The organism is Micromonospora fluostatini, from assembly GCF_050410825.1.
GTDB classification, from domain to species: domain Bacteria; phylum Actinomycetota; class Actinomycetes; order Mycobacteriales; family Micromonosporaceae; genus Micromonospora; species Micromonospora rosaria.
On record NZ_CP191251.1, the window covers coordinates 5,910,295 to 5,925,800 of the forward strand.

A 15,506-nucleotide genomic window follows, 5' to 3' on the forward strand; every position below is an offset into this window, starting at 1 on the left:
CGGAGCCGGCCGTCGTCCTGGGCCCGGCCGCCGCCCCGGAGCAGCCGACCCGGCGGCTCCTTACCGAACTCGAACACGCGTCGACCGTCGCCGCCGGCCGCGGTCGGCCATCATGAGCCGGTGACCGTCGACCCGCAGCCGCGCGGCCTCGTCCTCGTCGTCGAGGACGAGCCGTCGATCGCCGACCTGGTCCGGCTCTACCTGGCCCGGGACGGGTTCGGCGTGCACCTGGAGCGGGACGGCACGGCCGGGCTGGCCGCCGCCCGCCGGCTGCGCCCGGTGGCCTGCGTCCTGGACATCGCGCTGCCCGGCCTGGACGGCACGGAGGTCTGCCGGCGGCTGCGGGAGAGCGGGGACTGGACCCCGGTCGTCTTCCTCACCGCCCGCGACGACGAGGTGGACCGGATCGTCGGGCTGGAACTGGGCGCCGACGACTACGTCACGAAACCGTTCAGCCCCCGGGAACTCGTCGCCCGGATCCGGGCGGTGCTGCGCCGCACCAGCGGGGTGCCCGAGGCGGCGCAGCGGCCCCGGACGGTCGGCCCGGTGACCCTCGACCCGGGCCGGCGGACGGTGACCGCCGCCGGGCACCCGGTGCAGCTCACCTCCACCGAGTTCGACCTGCTGGCCCACCTGATGGCCCGGCCCGGCCGGGTGTTCACCCGGGAGGAACTGCTCGCCGGGGTCTGGGGGTACGCCGCGCACGCCGGCACCCGGACCGTGGACGTGCACGTCGCCCAGGTCCGCGCCAAACTCGCCCCGGTCGCCGTGATCCGGACCCACCGGGGCGTCGGGTACGCCGCCGATGGCTGAACCGGCCGCCCCGCCCCGCCCCCGCCGGCCGCCACCGCCCGGCCCGGCACCGTCCCGGCCGGCCGGCGGGTACGCCCGGACGCTGACCGCCCGCGCGATCCTCGTCACCTGCGCGGTGGCCATGGTGTCGGTGCTGGTCACCGCCCTGCTCGCGGTCCCGCTGGCGGTGCGCGGCGCGGAACGGCGCGACCAGCAGGCGCTCGCCGCGCAGGCCCGGATCGCGGTGGAGGTGCTGCCGGTCGGACCCGGCCGGAGCGGGGACGCCGCCGGGGAGGGGCTGATCCGGCAGTTGGCCGAGCAGGACGTCACCGTCCACCTGGTCCGCGACGGACGCGTCGACCGGCCGGGGCTGCCCAAACAGGTCGTCAACCGGCTCGCCGCCGGGCGGGACGTCTCCGGCCGGCGGCTGGTCGACGGGCGGCGGTCCTTCGTGGAGGGGCGCGCGCTGCCGGGCGGGTACGCCGTCGTGCTGACCCGGCCGACCAGCCCCGGGGTGTGGCGGCGGGTGGTGGGTGGACTCTGGCTGCCGCTGCTGGCGGGGCTCGCCGCCGGGGTGGCCGCCGGCCTGCTGCTCGCCCGCCGGCTGGCCCGGCCGATCCGGGACGCGGCCACCGCCGCGAACCGGCTGCGGGCCGGGGACCGGGGCGTACGGCTGCCGGTCGAGCCGCCCGACGAGGTCGCCGACCTGGCGTACGCGCTCAACGGGCTGGCCGCCGCGCTGGCCACCAGCGAGGGCCGGCAGCGGGAGTTCCTGCTCTCCGTGTCGCACGAACTGCGGACCCCGCTGACCGCGATCCGGGGCTACGCCGAGGCCCTCGCCGACGGGGTGATCGACCCGGCCGGGGCCCCGGCGACCGGGCGGACCATCCGGGCCGAGGCCGAACACCTCGACCGGCTGGTCCGCGACCTGCTCGCCCTGGCCCGGCTGGAGGCGGTCGACTTCCCGCTGGACCCGGTGCCGGTCGACCTGGCCCGCCTCGTCGGTGACATCGGACGGAACTGGGCCGACCGGTACGCGGCGGTCGGGGTGCCGTTGCGGGTGGAGGTCCCGGCGCGGGAGGTGCCGGCGTACACCGACCCGGGACGGATCCGGCAGGTGGTCGACGGCCTGCTGGAGAACGCCCTGCGGGTGGTCCCGCCGGGAGCGCCGGTGGTGGTCGCGGTCCGCCCGGCCGGCCCCGACCCGGCCGGCGGCGGGATCGTCGAGGTCCGCGACGGTGGGCCCGGCCTCACCGACGACGACCTGACGGTGGCCTTCGAACGCGGCGCGCTGCACCAGCGGTACCGGGGGGTGCGGAAGGTGGGCAGCGGCCTCGGCCTGGCCCTCGCCGCCGGCCTGGTCCGCCGGCTCGGCGGCGACCTCACCGCCGGCCACGCCCCCGAAGGCGGCGCCGCCTTCACCGTTCACCTCCCCGCCGGGAGGTAAGGAAGGGCCCCCTGTTAACGCCTACGGTAGAGAGGGGAACCCTTCTCACTGCGCCGCGAACACTGGACTACGGTGCTCCGGTGCGGGCAGATGAAGCTCAGCGGGCTACCCGGGCAGCCATGTCGGGCGCCTCACGGCTGGGGCTGACCGCCCACGACGCCGCCGTCCTGCAGAACTCGAACACGCTCACCCTGCTTCTGCGGCCCTGCGACGTGCTCGCCCGGGTGTCGCCGGCCGCGCACCGGTGCGCCCAGCTCGAAGTGGATGTCGCCCGGCGGTTGGCCGAGGTCGGGAGCCCGGTGGCCGCGCTGGAATCCCCCCAGGTGTTCGTCCGGGGCGACCACGTGGTCACCTTCTGGACCTACTACGAACCGGTGACCACCCGACCGTTCTCGAACGCCGAGTACGTCGACGCGCTCGCACGTCTGCACGCCGGGATGCGTACGGTCGACCTGCCCACCCCGCATGTCACGGACCGGGTCTCCGAGGCGCAGGCGCTCGTGGCCGACCATGCCCGGACGCCGGATCTGGCTGACCCGGACCGGGCCTTCCTCGCCGGCACGTTGGACCGCCTGCGACGAGCGGTCAGCGGGAGCGGTCGTCCCGAGCAGCTCCTGCACGGTGAACCCCACCCGGGCAACCTGCTCCTGACCCGGACCGGCCCGCTCTTCATCGACTTCGAGACGTGCTGCCGGGGGCCGGTCGAGTTCGACCTGGCCCACGCGCCCGACGAGGTCGGAGAGCACTACCCGAACGTCGACCACCGACTGCTCCGGGACTGCCGGACCCTCATGCTGGCGATGATCACAGCGTGGCGCTGGGATCGTGACGACCAGTTCCCCGACGGCCACCGACTCGGCATCGAGTGGCTGGACCGGCTCCGGGGTCAGGAGGTGGGTGGCAGGGCGTAGCCGACGTAGTCCCGGAACTCCAGTCGCCAGCCCTCCGGCACCAGGCCGGTGCAGACCCGCCGGCTGCCCGTGCAGACGATCGCGTCCACCGAGGACGGGTCGGCCGGCGGCCGGTCCGGCAGCACCGACTGCAACGCCACCAGCTCGGGCGGGGTGCCGTCGGTGTCGCGCAGCAGCAGCCACCAGGGGTACTCCCAGTTGTCGTTCTGCTGCACCAGGCCGACCCGGCGGGCGTCGGTGGCCCGGACCGCCTCCGCCGCCCAACGGAACTCCTCGGTCCACTGCGGGCGGCGCAGGAACCGGGTGTCCCAGTCCGAGGTGGTGAAGACCGAGCCCGCGCCGACCAGCCGGCGGGGGAAGCCGTACGACACGGCGAGCACCCCGGCCAGGGCCGAGGTGGCCAGGACGGTGACCACCAGCCCGGCCGCCACCGGTCGCCGGCCGTCGCGCGGCCGGCGGCGCAGCACCGCGTCGACCCAGAGCGCGGCCAGCGGTACGGCGATCGTCAGGGCGTACACCAGCAGGCGGTTCCCCCACGGCTGCCACTTGATCATCGAGGTGTGCAGCAGGACGGTGACCGCCAGCGCCGCCGCGTACGCCCGTACCGGCGCGGGGGCGGTCGGCAGGATCCGGGCCGGGCGGGCCAGCGCGACCACCAGGGCGATCAGGATCAGGGTGCCGGCCAGCGGGAACGCCACCCGGTCCTCGTCCGGGTACCAGGACGGCTCGGGGAACATCTCCCGGCCGAAGGTGATGTCCCGGTCCTGCGGGTCGACGCCGATCGCCTCCGCCCCGGCGATGATCGCCGACGCGGCGGCCCTGCGCAGCGGCTCCAGCGGGGTGTCCAGCGCGGTGTGTCCGATCCGGAGCGCGTTGACCAGGATCGACGGCGGGTCGTGCCGTTCCATCGGGATGGACTCGCGCAGCCGGGGCGGGCCGAGCGGGTGCCCGAACTCGGCGGTGACCCGGACCAGGAACGGGCCGACCACCAGCGCGGCGACCAGCAGGATCGCCACCGACCCGAAGACGGTGCCCGCGACCTGCCGACCCCGGCCGGGCCCGCTCCGTCCCGTGCGCCGGGGGCCGGCGCCCCCACCGTCGGCGGTCCCGCCCCCGGCCCGGGTCGCGGTCCCCACCCCAGTTCCAGCGCCAGGGCCGGTGGCGGGGCCGGTGCCGACGAGGGTGGCGGTCGCGCCGGGTGCCCCGGCGGTGACGGCCTCGGCGGCCGGGCCGGTGGCGGCGGGTGCGGTGACAGGGGCGTACGCGAGGCGGAGTTGGGCCAGGCCCCAGAGCACCAGCAACGGGCCGGCACCGATCAGGCCGCTGGTCTTGGTGATCGCCGTCAGGCCGGTGGCCGCGCCCAGCGCCAGGATCGTGGCGGGGCCGCTGCGGCGGCGCAGCCCGTCCAGGGCGAGGGTGGCGACGCAGGCGACCCAGGCGGCGACCATCAGGTCGGTCTGGGTGCTGGTCGCCTGGAGGGTCACCATCGGCGTGGTGGCCAGCAGGAACGCGGCGAGCGCCTGGGCCCGCCGCCCGCCGCCCAACTGCGCGGCGATCCGGGCGACCACCAGGACGGCGAGCACCCCGGCCGCCCACTGGACGAGGTTGTGCAGCCCGTCGGAGCCGGTGAAGAGCCGCAGGTGCAGCAGCAGGTACTCGGCGCCGGGCGGGATGGTGACCTGCCGGTGGATCGCGGTGGGCCAGAACTCCAGGTCCTGCTGCTGCACCCAGTGTTCCACCTTGGGCAGGTGGTAGGTCTGCGAGTCGAAGTTGTTCGGCTCGGCGAGCAGGGCGACGACCAGTTCGACCAGGAGCAGCCCGCCGACCGTGCCGGTCAGCAGCCGCTCGCCCCGGCTCGCCGTACCCCAGTGGGTCCGCAGCCGGTGCCGCAGACCCGGCGGCGCGTCGCCGGGCGGGGCCCCGGCGGGGGTCGCGTGGTCCCGGCGGTGCCGCCACCAGGCCGCGCCGGCGGCGGCGGTGAGGGCGAGCAGCCAGGCCAGGGCGAACGCCGGTCGGGTGAGCCCGCCGACCGCTCCGAGCAGCTCCACCACGAGGACGGCGAACGCGCCCGTGGCCAGCGCCGCCCGGACCAGCGCGAGCCGGAGCGGGGCCACCACCGGCACGTCGAGGGAGCGGAAGGCGTAGGTCAGGGCGGCCACCGTGGCGACCGGCAGGACGACGAGCAGGGAGCCGGCGGACATGGCGGGAAGTAAACACCATCCGGCCCCGCGCGCCGCGCCGACCGTCGGCGACGGCCGCCACTTCCCGCCCATATACCACGCTAGGCTAGGTCCGATTTACTGTCGCCACCGTGGAGATTCCCGTGAAGCTCTCGATCCTCATGCCGGTCTACAACGAGGAGGACCGCATAGCCGACGCCCTCAAGCAGGCGTTGGCGGTGGACTACCCGTGTGAAATCGAGCTGCTCGTGGTCGACGACGGCAGCCGGGACGGCACCGGCGAGGTTCTCGGGCGGGCGGACGACGCCCGGCTCCGGGTGATCACGCACCCGCGTAACCGGGGCAAGGGGGCGGCGATCCGGACGGCGGTGGACAACGCCGACGGCGAGTACATGGTCATCCTCGACGCGGACCTGGAGTACGACCCGCAGGACATCCCGAAGCTGCTCGACCCGGTGCTCGACGGGCGGGCCACGGTGGTCTACGGCAACCGCACCTTCGGCAGCCACAGCGCCTACAGCTTCTGGTACGTGATGGGCAACAAGGGCGTCACGATGGCGGCGAACATCCTCTTCAACTCCTACATCGGCGACCTGGAGACCTGCTTCAAGCTGATGCCGGTCGCCCTGTACCGCTCGCTGGACATCCGCTCGCGTGGCTTCGGCATGGAGGCCGAGGTGACCGGCAAGCTGCTCCGCCAGCGGATCCGCCCGTACGAGGTGCCGATCAGCTACCGGGCCCGGGGCCGCGAGGAGGGCAAGAAGATCACCTGGAAGGACGGCGTCGAGGCGATCTGGATCCTCGGCCGGGAGCGGACCCGCCGCAAGCAGGCCCGCTGACCCGACGCTGTCCCCACTTACCTGCTCCGCGTCGCCCAGGGGGCCAGGAAGGCCGTCACCGACCGGCGCAGGCCGGCCGCGTCGAGGCCGTGCCACCGGCTGTGGTCCTCGGCCGTGCCGTACCGGCGTAGATCATCCCGGCCGACCCCGAGCGCGAGCAACCGGTGTGGCCGGTCGGCGAGCGCCGCCCCGACGACCCGGCTGGACGTGCCGGCCAGGTAGGGCTCGACCAGGATGACCTCGGTGCCCGCCAGGGCCCGTAGCCCGGCCACGTCGAACGGCCGGGGCCGGTGCGTCCAGGCCACCGTCACCGGCAACTGCTCCACCGCGGCCAGCGCCGCCACCAGCAGCGGCCCGACCGCCACCAGCAGCGGTGCGCCCGGCCCCGCGTCCCGGACCACCTGGAGCGACCCGTCGTTGCCGCGCGGCCGGTCGTTGGTCAGGATCGACAACCGCAGGTACGCCGGGGCGTCCCCGGCGACGGTGGCGCGCAGCAGGGCGGGTACCTCGTCGGGGTGGCCCGGCACGTGCACGGTCCAGCCGCCGAGGGTGTCGATCAGGGCGACGTCGGCCGGGGAGAGGTGGGTCCGGCCGGCCTCCGGCCGGTCGTACGAGGCGCCGATGCTGACCAGCACCGCGCCGACCCCCTGGTGGTCGAGGTCCAGCTTGATCTGCTCGTACGCCCGTTCCACGAGGAACGGCGCGTAGCTGTGCACCACCGGCCGGAGCCCGGTCAGGGCGAGCCCGCCGGCCACGCCGAGCATCAACTGTTCCCGGATCCCGACGTTGAGCACCCGGTCGGGGTGCCGCTGGGCGGCCGGGGCGAAGGAGTCCGCCGAGATGTCCGCCAGCACCAGGGCGGTACGGGGGTCCTCGGCGAGCAGGGCGGTCAGTTCCGCGACGAACGCGGCGCGCATGGGCCCGTCACCGGGCGACGCGGGCGTGGTCTGGGGCTGGCCGGCTTCCAGCGTCGACGGCATGGTCACCCCTCCTGGTCGACGACCGCGACGACGACGTGCGGTCGGTGCCCGGTCCGCTCGGTCAGGGCGGTGTGCAGGGCGTCGTGGTCGTGGCCGTCGACGGTGGCGGCGGTCCAGCCGTTGGCGGTGAACCGGGCCGCGATGCCGCCCGGCCAGCCGTGGGTGGCCGAGCCGTTGTCGATCACGACGGCGGTGAGGGTGTCCAGCCCGGTCGCCCCGGCGTACGCGATCGCCTCGTGGTTGGAGCCCTCGTCGAGTTCGGCGTCGCCGAGCAGCACGTACACCCGGGGGGTGAGCAGGCCCTGGGCGCGCAGGCCCAGCGCGGTGCCGACGCCCAGGCCGAGGCCGTGGCCGAGCGAGCCGGAGCCGATCTCGACGCCGGGGACCAGGGTCCGGTCGGGGTGGCCGCCGAGCCGGCTGGTCGCGCTCGTCGGGTCGTCCAGCCACTCGGCGGGGACGAGACCCGTGGCGGCGAGCACCGCGTAGTAGCCGGCGACGGCGTGTCCCTTGGAGAGCAGGAACCGGTCCCGGTCGGGGTCGTCCACGGTCGCCGGGGTGATCCGCAGGATCCGGTCGTAGAGCACCCAGAGGACGTCGATCGTGGAGTACGTGTTGGCGCCCAGGTCGCGGCCCGCGCGGATCCGCTCGAACAGTGGGGCGACCGGTTCCGGCAGTCGGGCGCGGGCCGGTGGGGCGTCGGCGGCTGGCGTGCCGGGGGACCCCACGGTGAGGGCTCCGGTACTGGCGGTCATCATGGTCATGCGACTAGTCTGCAAGTTGAAGTCCACTTCAACTCAAGGCGAGAGATGCACGAGTCACTGACGATCGGTCAGCTCGCCGCCCGCAGCGGGGTCGCGCCCTCGGCGCTGCGCTACTACGAGCGGCTTGGCCTCATCCGGGCCGACCGTACCGGCGGCAACCAGCGCCGGTACGCCCGCGCCGAGCTGCGGCGGGTGGCGTTCATCCGGATCTCCCAGCAGGTCGGGGTCTCGTTGGAGGAGATCCGGGAGGCGCTCGACTCCCTGCCCGCCTCGCGGACCCCGAGCCCGGCGGACTGGGCCGCCCTCTCCAGCAGGTGGCGGGACCGGCTCAATCAGAAGATCGACATGATGAGCCGGCTCCGTGACGACCTGACCGGCTGCATCGGCTGCGGCTGCCTGTCGCTGCAACGCTGCACGCTCTACAACCCCGACGACACCCTCGCCGCCGAGGGCCCCGGCGCCCAGCTCATGCGCGCCCGCCCCACCGACTGACCCGTGCCCGGCCGGGCGGAGGGCGTCCCATTAGCCGGGCGACTGGTCGACGGTCAGCAGGACCTTGCCGACGTGTTCGTTCGACTCGACCAGGCGGTGCGCGTCGGCCGCCCGGGTCATCGGCATCCGCCGGTCCACCACCGGCCGGACCGCGCCCGACTCGATCAGCGGCCAGACCTGCTCCCGGACGCCCCGGACGATGGCGGCCTTCTCGTCAACCGGCCGGGACCGCAGCGCCGTGGCGGCGATCGACGCCCGCTTCGCCAACAGGGCGGCGATGTCCAGCTCACCCCGACGCCCGCCCTGCATACCGATGATCACCAGCCGGCCGCCGGTGGCGAGCGCGTCGACGTTACGCCCCAGGTAGGACGCGCCCATGATGTCCAGGATCACGTCCGCGCCCCGGCCGTCGGTGACCCGGCGTACCTCCTCGACGAAGTCCTGCTCCCGGTAGTCGACCAGGTGCGCCGCGCCCAGCGCCCGCAGCCGGTCGTGCTTGGCCGGGCGGGCGGTCGCCACCACGGTCGCCCCGAGCGCCGTACCGAGCTGGACGGCGAAGGTGCCGATCCCGCTGCCGCCGCCGTGCACCAGCAACGTCTCGCCCCGCGTCAGTTTCGCCAGGTGCACCACGTTCGACCAGACGGTGCAGGCCACCTCGGGCAGGGCCGCCGCGTCGACCGGGTCCACCCCGGCCGGCACCGGCAGGAGCTGCCCGGCCGGCACGGCCACCCGCTGCGCGTACCCGCCGCCGGCCAGCAGCGCGCAGACCTCCTGGCCGACCCGCCAGTCGGACACCCGCGAGCCGGTCGCGGTGACGACCCCGGAGCACTCCAACCCGGGGTACGCCGGGGCGCCCTTCGGCGGAGGGTAGTGCCCCTGCCGTTGCAGCAGGTCGGCCCGGTTGACCGCGCTGGCGCGCACGGCCACGACCACCTCGTCCGGACCGGGCTCGGGGTCGGGCACCTCGGCCCAGACGAGTGCCTCCGGTCCACCGGGCTCCGGGATCGTGATCGCGTGCATGGCCCAGTCTTACCCGATTCGCCGCCTGTCCTCTCTTCCAACGCTGCCACCTCCGAGACCCCCACTGGGAGACCTTGGAATCGGGTGGCCCCTCTGGGGGCCAAAATCTTCCAAGGTCTACTGCTGGGACGGCTCTCCCGCGCCGCGCCCGGCCGCCGGTCAGCAGCGGAGATAGGTGTCGCACAGGGGCGGGGCGTCGATGCGGCAGACCTTCCAGCCGCCGCGCAGGCCCCGCTCCTCCCTGGTGTGGAACCGCCACTCGTGCGCCGTACCCGAGGTGGTGGTGACGGCGCCCGTCGTCGGGTCGATGCGGGTGAAGTGCAGGTCCACCATCGCGGCGACCGTGCCGTCCGAGCCGACCGTCCGCCAGCCGGAGGACTCGACCCGGACGCCGAAGACCGCATACGGCTCGATCTGCCGGCGCAGCTCCCGGGCTTCCCGGAACCGGGCGTCCAGGTCCTCGCTGCACAGGCAACGACTGATCGCGGAGCTGTCGCCGGACTCGAACACGGCTCGCAGGTACGCCTCGGCCGCAGCGGTCGACGTCGGTTCGCCGCGCATCTCGTCGAAGGCCCGTATCGCCGCCTGCCTGACCGGGAAGCCGACGCAACTGATCACGGCGGCGACGACGGCGGCGGTCGCTGCTCGGCGACGCCACGCCGAGACGGGTTCAGGCATCGTGAGCACTGGATGAGATTAGTGTGCTGCCCCGGCTCCGCGCCGGCCCGATCCGGTCCGCCGTCCACCCGTGATCCGGGCGGCGTCAGGTCGCTTCGAGGTCGGCGGCCAGCCGGATCAGGGCGGTCGACGCGCTGCCGGCGCGGACGAGATCGGTGACCAGGTCCCGGGCGACGGGCCGGGTGCGGATCTCGGTCGGGGCGGTCCGTTCCGCGTCGAGCAGGAGCCGGCCGGCGGCGAGCAGGTCGCCGGTGCGCAGGCACCCCCGGGCCACGTCGAGCAGGTACGCGGCCCGATGCTCGGCGGGCAGCCGCCGCCACCCGTCCCGGGCACTCGCCCGCTCGTACCGGTCGAGGGCGTCGTCGGTGTCGCCGAGGAGTGCGGCGGCCGTGGCTCGGGCGAGGTCGACGGCGGCCGGCCCGAAGCCGGTCCACCCGTGGTCGCGCCCGTCGCCGGTCACCTCGGCGGCCCCGGCGGCCCGGTGCAGCAGGTCGGCCGCGCCGGCCCGGTCGGGCCGGTCGGCGGCGGCGAGCGCCGCCTCGACCAGCAGCGTCCCGTACAACGATCGGGCCTGCGACGATCGGGCCGGCGACGGGGCGGGCACCTCGGGGGCGACGCAGCGGGCGGCGGCCAGCGCCGCCGCGTGGGCCAACCGGGGCCGGTCCAGGGCGCGCAGCGCCTGGGCGAGCGGTACCGTGCCGGCCGCCGCCAGCAGCGGATCACCGGCGGCGGTGGTGACCGCCCGGTCGGCGGCGAGCCAGCCCAACTCGGCCTCGCCGAGCTTGACCAGCACCTGCGCGGTGAGCCGGTACACCTGCACCAGCAGCCCTGTCCCGTCGTCCTGCCCGGGGTCGGTGGTGGTGAGCAGGCCCGGCAGGAGCCGCAGCAACTGTGGGTATCCGGCGTGCTGGTAGGTCAGCCAGGCGTGTTCGAGCTGCCGGGCCCGCGCCTGCGTCGAGACCACCGGCCGCCCGTTCCGGGCGAGGTCGGGGACGGCGAGCGCGGCGCGTACCCCTTCGATGCCGTCGACCGCCGCGACCCCGACCGCCGGCCGGGCAGCCGGGTCGAGCAACGCCGCCGGGGCGATCCGCAACACCTCGGCCAGCTCGTGCAACACCGAAACCCGATCGAGGGTACGCACGCCCCGCTCGACCTTGTCCACCCAGCTCTTCGACTTGCCGAGCCGGTCGGCCAGCATCTGCTGGGTCATGTGCCGCCGAACCCGCCACTGCGCCACCCGCCGCCCGATCGGCAACTCCCGCTGGTTGCGCCGGTCACCGTTGGCCACGCCGCCACCGCCGCTCCGGTGCCGCCCGGGTGATCTCCTCGACCGGGATGCGCTCGGCCTGCGCCTGCGCCAGGATCCGGGCCCGAGCAGCGTTGTGCTCGGCGGCCTGGATCTGCTCACCGAGGCTCTGGGGTCGCTGATTGCGGGGCGTCTGCTCCGGCTCGGGCCAGTGCCCCCGGTTGAGCGGAAGTTTGTGTCGTTGCCGGCAGGGCAGCTCGGCCCCGCAGCGGCAGACCCGCCGCCACCGTCGCCAGGACCAGACCGACCGATGCCGCTGCGCCAGCGTGAGCGCAACCCGAAGTACGTACTCGTCGTACGACACGCGACGCATAGGTCCTCCTCGCACTGTTGCGACCGGCTACCTGTGCACCTTCCCGATCAGCAGATGGTGGGCGGCGCAACAGGGAAGGACTTTCGTGTCCCTTGTTTAGGGGCTTATATGTCCTGTAGTTTGGGGACTCAAAAGTCCCCTGTCAAGGACTTCATTGCCCCTTCGAGGGGAGCGTGCCGTTGTGCGGACAGGGGTGTCCCCGGAAGATGGGAGGCGTGGAGATGTCCGAGATCATGCGCCAACGCCGAACCGCGTTGGGTCTGTCGCAAGCGGAGTTGGCCGCCCGGGTCGGCGTGGACAAGCGGCAGATCAGGCGGTACGAAGCTGGCGACACCCAGCCCACGCTTTCCGTGGCCCGGTCGATCGCACGCGCCTTGGAGATCACCGTTGACGAATTGGCCGGCGAGGACGTGCACCGGGTCGACCTGACTGGCGAGTGGTGGGCCTGCTGGCAGACCTGGAACAAGGGGCAGGAGATCCTGAACCCGCACAAAATCCGGATGCGGCAGAAGGGCGACGACCTCGACGTGGTCGCCGTGACGCGGGGTACCCAGAAGTTCGAAGAGGGCGGCTACCTGTGGCGTGGTGAGCTGCGGCTGTGGGACAACGAGGTGTTGATGGGCTGGTACGTGGCCGATGAGGCTGCCGTCCGGTCGAAGGGGACTCTCTACTTCGCACTCCACCAGCACGGTCAGCAGATGAGCGGGCGCTGGGTCGGCTTGAGCTACGACGGGCCGATCGTCAGCGGATGGGGTGCCATCGCCAAGACCGAAGACGAGGTGCTGAGCATCGTCAACAGGCTCAAGAGTGAGGGGAGCCGAGAGCATGGGCACTGAGATCTGCGAGGTCGTGATCACGGCCGACAGCGCAGAGTGGCTCGTGGAGTTCACCCGCCGGCTCGTCGACGACCGGCTCGCCGCCTGCGGGCAGAACATCGCCGCCATCCGGTCGGTCTACCGCTGGGACGGCGCTGTCCAAGACGACCAAGAGGCCCGTGTCGCCCTGCACACGCGGGTGAGTCTCGTTCCGCGCATCGTGCAGCGGGCCAACGACGAGCATCCGTACGACGTGCCCTGCGTGATCGCGCTTCCGGTGATCGCCGGCAACCCCGCGTACGTCGATTGGGTGCTTACTGAGACTGAGTCGGCCTGACCCGATCGGGGAATCGAAGCGGTGAATGACTCCGGACGACCTTGGACGCGCGGGCCGCGCCGGCCGCGCGGGAACCTGGTGAAGCGCAACCATGTCGCGCCGGGCTACTCCTTCCCCTCCGCCTCCAGCACGGAGGTCTGGAAGCACCACATCCCGCCGGTTGCCTCGGTCGAGTCACTGGACGATCCGCGGATCGCGCGTCTGCTCGGGGTACCGCCGGGCACGGCGGTCCTGCGCCGGTTCCGGGTGACCGGGCCCGAGTCGGAGCCGCCGTTCCAGATCAACGTCTCCTGGATCCACCCCCGCGTCGCCGACATCCCCGGCGTCTCCGAGCAGGCACCGGGGCCCGGCGACTGGCTGTACCGGCTGGAGAAGGCCGGCCACTGGCCGCTCAGTTGGATGGAGATCCACCGCGCTCGGATGCCCAGCAAGGAGGAAGCCGCTCTGCTGGAGATCCCGACCAACCTGCCGGTCCTGGAGATCGTCCGGGTCGGTACCTCGGGCGACGACGGCAAGCCGGTCGAGGTGACCGAGTACATCGTCGCCAGCGACCGGGTGGAGACGATCCACGTTCTGCACCGGCACGAGTCGGCCCGCGATCCCTGGCCCGACGACGTCGAAGACTCCTCCAACCAGGACGAGGCAGGTGGATCATGACCATGACGCTTCGCGTCGACGCTGCGGGCGGCTCCCACCTGGGACTCGTTCGGCGACGCAACGAGGACGCGTTCCACCTCGGACAAAACCTGCTGGCCGTTGCCGACGGGCTCGGTGGGCACGTGGCCGGAGATGTGGCCAGCACGACGGTGATCGAGACGGTGAAGCAGTATGACCGGCTGGTCGAGCCAGCGGCGCTGACAACCACGCTGGGCGCGGCGATCAGCGCGGCGAACACCGCGCTACGCCAGCGGGTCGAGGCCGAGCCGGACCTGGCCGGCATGGGCACCACCCTGGCCGCGCTTCTTCACGCTGGTACGTCGGCGGCGCTGGCGAATGTCGGGGACTCCCGCGCGTACCTGCTGCGAGGCCGCGCGGGCGACGGCGAGACCTCCCAGATCACCGAAGACCACGTCTATCGGCACCTGGTCGCCGACTCGGCCGACGTGCCCCACCTGCCCGAGAAGCTGGCCCGCTTCCTTGACGGACGGGTGGACGGCCGGTCGCCCGACATCACCCCACTGACGTTGCGCCCGGAGGATCGGCTCCTGCTCTGCTCCGATGGGCTGAGTTCCTACGTGCCGCACCGCCTCCTGCACGATGCGCTCAGCTCAGCGGGCACACCCCAGGACGCCGTCGACCAACTGGTCGCCCTGGCCCTCGAACACGGCGGCCCGGACAATGTCACAGTGGTCGTCATCGACGTCGACTGTCGCTGAGCGCCCCTCGGGCGGCCAGCGATCGGGAGGTCGATTGTTGGACGCGGCGGTGGACCGGCGGGTGGCCTTCGGGCGGAGTCGGAGGGGTGCAGAAGTGACCCACGATGGTCGAGGCACGTTCGCGCGGCAGTTCCGCCCGATCCGCCGTAGCTCACCAGGCCGGCTCGCCCGGGAGCAGTGGGGCCGGGGCGAGGCCATCCAACAAGCGGACACCGCCGACCGGCCGCGAGCGGTGGACGTGGTGACCGGCGAGACGGAGGCCGTCGAGTGGGTCGCCGGCCCTCTGGGGCTGAGCCCTGGCAGCCCGGTGGTCTATCGCTCTCGGCGCTTCCTGGTCGACGGTCGGGCCGTGCAACTCGCCACCTCCTACCTACCGGTGGACCTGGCCAGGGGTACGGCCATCATGCGTCCGGACGCCGGGCCGGGAGGGATCTACGCCCGGCTCGCCGAGAGCGGGCATGGTCCGGCGGCCTTCACGGAGTACCTCCGGGCCCGGATGCCGCTGCCAGACGAAACGGACCGGCTCGCGCTTCCCGAGGGCGCCCTGGTCGTCGAGGTCACGCGCCACGCTTTCGACGACTCGGCACGGTGCGTCGAGGTCAACCGCATGATCCTCGACGGCAGCGCCTACCTTCTCGACTACACGTTCACGGCCTGACGGGGTCCTGCGCGATCGACACGTTCCGGGTATCACGGCTCCACCGTCCCAGTGGTGGGTGCGGCGGCAGCCCCCTAGGACGACTTCTGGCAGACTGGACAGCGGCCGTGCCCGTAGGGGCGTGGCTCGGGAGGGTTCGCCTAGTGGCCGATGGCGCTGGTCTTGAAAACCGGTAAGGCAGCGATGTCTTCGTGGGTTCGAATCCCACACCCTCCGCTTCCAAATGGCAGGAATGCCCTGTGACCAGCGCGAACATCGGTCGGGGGGTTGTTTGCCGATGTGCGCTTTCCGCTGAACTCGCCCTGCTGGTCTCACCGGTATCCGTGTCGGCGTGACCCTGCTTCTCCGTGCTTCACGCCTCATGCTGAGGCTGACTGCACGTGCCCGACAGGTCGGGATGCACATCCAGCGGGTGTGCGTCGCAGAGCCTTTGCGGAAGCGGTGCGAACTGCACTACGGCCGGTGTGGTGGCCCCGATCAGGTCGCGAATAGCGTGCGGAAACCAGGGCTGACAGCGTCGTGGGATGGCGCGGAAGAGGGCCGGGAGTTCGTGTCCTGTGGCGCGTCCCCACCAGTCTTCGCGCTGCTTGAACCCGTGCTC

General features: G+C 73.3%; 17 protein-coding genes and 1 tRNA gene. 11 read left to right on the top strand and 7 right to left on the bottom strand.

The features are described 5' to 3' along the window. Positions 1–120 precede the first annotated feature (120 nt). The 3 genes from ACQUFX_RS26245 to ACQUFX_RS26255 all read left to right on the top strand — a co-directional run bounded on the left by ACQUFX_RS26245 (position 121) and on the right by ACQUFX_RS26255 (position 3,150). Entirely contained in the window at positions 121–813 is a 693-nt protein-coding gene (locus ACQUFX_RS26245; RefSeq protein ID WP_428962902.1) for a response regulator transcription factor, read from the top strand. Next, the gene (locus ACQUFX_RS26250) at positions 806–2,239 is read left to right on the top strand and encodes a HAMP domain-containing sensor histidine kinase (protein ID WP_428962903.1); all 1,434 of its coding nucleotides are present in this window, start codon (positions 806–808) and stop codon (positions 2,237–2,239) included. The genes ACQUFX_RS26245 and ACQUFX_RS26250 overlap by 8 nt, the downstream gene beginning before the upstream one ends. A gap of 119 nt (positions 2,240–2,358) precedes the next feature. Then, positions 2,359–3,150, top strand: coding sequence for a phosphotransferase family protein (locus ACQUFX_RS26255; protein ID WP_428962904.1), 792 nt, complete (start codon positions 2,359–2,361; stop codon positions 3,148–3,150). On the opposite strand, the gene ACQUFX_RS26260 is transcribed toward ACQUFX_RS26255, so the two are convergent. Continuing rightward, the gene (locus ACQUFX_RS26260) at positions 3,126–5,351 is read right to left on the bottom strand and encodes a DUF2142 domain-containing protein (RefSeq protein ID WP_428962905.1); all 2,226 of its coding nucleotides are present in this window, start codon (positions 5,349–5,351) and stop codon (positions 3,126–3,128) included. The genes ACQUFX_RS26255 and ACQUFX_RS26260 overlap by 25 nt on opposite strands. A 122-nt stretch (positions 5,352–5,473) precedes the next feature. Between ACQUFX_RS26260 and ACQUFX_RS26265 the strand changes: the two genes are divergently transcribed. After that, positions 5,474–6,169, top strand: a complete 696-nt coding sequence (locus ACQUFX_RS26265; protein ID WP_428967083.1) for a glycosyltransferase family 2 protein — start codon at positions 5,474–5,476, stop codon at positions 6,167–6,169. Between the two features lie 17 nt (positions 6,170–6,186). Here the strand turns inward: ACQUFX_RS26265 and ACQUFX_RS26270 are convergent, their stop codons facing one another. Both ACQUFX_RS26270 and ACQUFX_RS26275 read right to left on the bottom strand, forming a co-directional pair. Further along, positions 6,187–7,086, bottom strand: a complete 900-nt coding sequence (locus ACQUFX_RS26270) for a transketolase family protein (RefSeq protein WP_428967084.1) — start codon at positions 7,084–7,086, stop codon at positions 6,187–6,189. A 65-nt stretch (positions 7,087–7,151) separates the two neighbouring features. Beyond that, positions 7,152–7,901: a thiamine pyrophosphate-dependent enzyme gene (locus ACQUFX_RS26275; RefSeq protein WP_428967085.1), complete on the bottom strand. Its 750-nt coding sequence runs from the start codon at positions 7,899–7,901 to the stop codon at positions 7,152–7,154. Positions 7,902–7,955: 54 nt separating this feature from the next. On the opposite strand from ACQUFX_RS26275, the gene soxR reads away from it, so the two are divergent. Further along, the gene (soxR, locus tag ACQUFX_RS26280) at positions 7,956–8,402 is read left to right on the top strand and encodes a redox-sensitive transcriptional activator SoxR (protein WP_428962906.1); all 447 of its coding nucleotides are present in this window, start codon (positions 7,956–7,958) and stop codon (positions 8,400–8,402) included. A 30-nt stretch (positions 8,403–8,432) separates the two neighbouring features. Here the strand turns inward: soxR and ACQUFX_RS26285 are convergent, their stop codons facing one another. The 4 genes from ACQUFX_RS26285 to ACQUFX_RS26300 form a co-directional block, all read right to left on the bottom strand. Further along, a complete protein-coding gene (locus tag ACQUFX_RS26285) occupies positions 8,433–9,422 on the bottom strand; it encodes an NAD(P)H-quinone oxidoreductase (RefSeq protein WP_428962907.1) in 990 nt (329 codons plus the stop codon). Between the two features lie 159 nt (positions 9,423–9,581). Beyond that, positions 9,582–10,100 (bottom strand): hypothetical protein, encoded by a 519-nt coding sequence (locus ACQUFX_RS26290; RefSeq protein WP_428962908.1) that lies wholly within the window; start codon positions 10,098–10,100, stop codon positions 9,582–9,584. Positions 10,101–10,185: 85 nt separating this feature from the next. Continuing rightward, complete coding sequence (locus ACQUFX_RS26295; protein ID WP_428962909.1) at positions 10,186–11,388, bottom strand: helix-turn-helix domain-containing protein; 1,203 nt, start codon at positions 11,386–11,388, stop codon at positions 10,186–10,188. Beyond that, positions 11,375–11,719, bottom strand: coding sequence for a hypothetical protein (locus tag ACQUFX_RS26300; RefSeq protein WP_428962910.1), 345 nt, complete (start codon positions 11,717–11,719; stop codon positions 11,375–11,377). Before ACQUFX_RS26300 ends, ACQUFX_RS26295 begins: the two co-directional genes overlap by 14 nt. 221 nt (positions 11,720–11,940) lie before the next feature. Here ACQUFX_RS26300 and ACQUFX_RS26305 point away from each other — a divergent pair, with 221 nt between their 5' ends. The 6 genes from ACQUFX_RS26305 (at position 11,941) to ACQUFX_RS26330 (ending at position 15,121) form a co-directional block, all read left to right on the top strand. Next, positions 11,941–12,555 (top strand): helix-turn-helix transcriptional regulator, encoded by a 615-nt coding sequence (locus ACQUFX_RS26305; protein WP_428967086.1) that lies wholly within the window; start codon positions 11,941–11,943, stop codon positions 12,553–12,555. Further along, positions 12,545–12,871, top strand: a complete 327-nt coding sequence (gene cutA / locus ACQUFX_RS26310) for a divalent-cation tolerance protein CutA (protein WP_428962912.1) — start codon at positions 12,545–12,547, stop codon at positions 12,869–12,871. The genes ACQUFX_RS26305 and cutA overlap by 11 nt, the downstream gene beginning before the upstream one ends. Before the next feature lie 78 nt (positions 12,872–12,949). Beyond that, complete coding sequence (locus ACQUFX_RS26315; protein ID WP_428962913.1) at positions 12,950–13,528, top strand: UTRA domain-containing protein; 579 nt, start codon at positions 12,950–12,952, stop codon at positions 13,526–13,528. Positions 13,529–13,530: 2 nt separating this feature from the next. After that, on the top strand, positions 13,531–14,247 hold the full coding sequence (locus ACQUFX_RS26320; RefSeq protein WP_428967087.1) for a PP2C family protein-serine/threonine phosphatase: 717 nt from the start codon (positions 13,531–13,533) through the stop codon (positions 14,245–14,247). A 37-nt stretch (positions 14,248–14,284) separates the two neighbouring features. Next, entirely contained in the window at positions 14,285–14,905 is a 621-nt protein-coding gene (locus tag ACQUFX_RS26325) for a UTRA domain-containing protein (protein WP_428962914.1), read from the top strand. A 129-nt stretch (positions 14,906–15,034) separates the two neighbouring features. Next, a tRNA-Ser gene (locus ACQUFX_RS26330) sits at positions 15,035–15,121 on the top strand. The last annotated feature ends 385 nt before the right edge of the window (positions 15,122–15,506 follow it).

Coding starts and splice junctions, on each gene's coding strand:
- ACQUFX_RS26300 (WP_428962910.1), bottom strand. CDS start 11,719: ATGCGTCGCGTGTCGTACGACGAGTACGTACTTCGGGTTGCGCTCACG.
- ACQUFX_RS26260 (WP_428962905.1), bottom strand. CDS start 5,351: ATGTCCGCCGGCTCCCTGCTCGTCGTCCTGCCGGTCGCCACGGTGGCC.
- soxR (WP_428962906.1), top strand. CDS start 7,956: ATGCACGAGTCACTGACGATCGGTCAGCTCGCCGCCCGCAGCGGGGTC.
- ACQUFX_RS26285 (WP_428962907.1), bottom strand. CDS start 9,422: ATGCACGCGATCACGATCCCGGAGCCCGGTGGACCGGAGGCACTCGTC.
- ACQUFX_RS26255 (WP_428962904.1), top strand. CDS start 2,359: ATGTCGGGCGCCTCACGGCTGGGGCTGACCGCCCACGACGCCGCCGTC.
- ACQUFX_RS26275 (WP_428967085.1), bottom strand. CDS start 7,901: ATGACCGCCAGTACCGGAGCCCTCACCGTGGGGTCCCCCGGCACGCCA.
- ACQUFX_RS26270 (WP_428967084.1), bottom strand. CDS start 7,086: ATGCGCGCCGCGTTCGTCGCGGAACTGACCGCCCTGCTCGCCGAGGAC.
- cutA (WP_428962912.1), top strand. CDS start 12,545: ATGGGCACTGAGATCTGCGAGGTCGTGATCACGGCCGACAGCGCAGAG.
- ACQUFX_RS26250 (WP_428962903.1), top strand. CDS start 806: ATGGCTGAACCGGCCGCCCCGCCCCGCCCCCGCCGGCCGCCACCGCCC.
- ACQUFX_RS26320 (WP_428967087.1), top strand. CDS start 13,531: ATGACGCTTCGCGTCGACGCTGCGGGCGGCTCCCACCTGGGACTCGTT.
- ACQUFX_RS26305 (WP_428967086.1), top strand. CDS start 11,941: ATGTCCGAGATCATGCGCCAACGCCGAACCGCGTTGGGTCTGTCGCAA.
- ACQUFX_RS26290 (WP_428962908.1), bottom strand. CDS start 10,100: ATGCCTGAACCCGTCTCGGCGTGGCGTCGCCGAGCAGCGACCGCCGCC.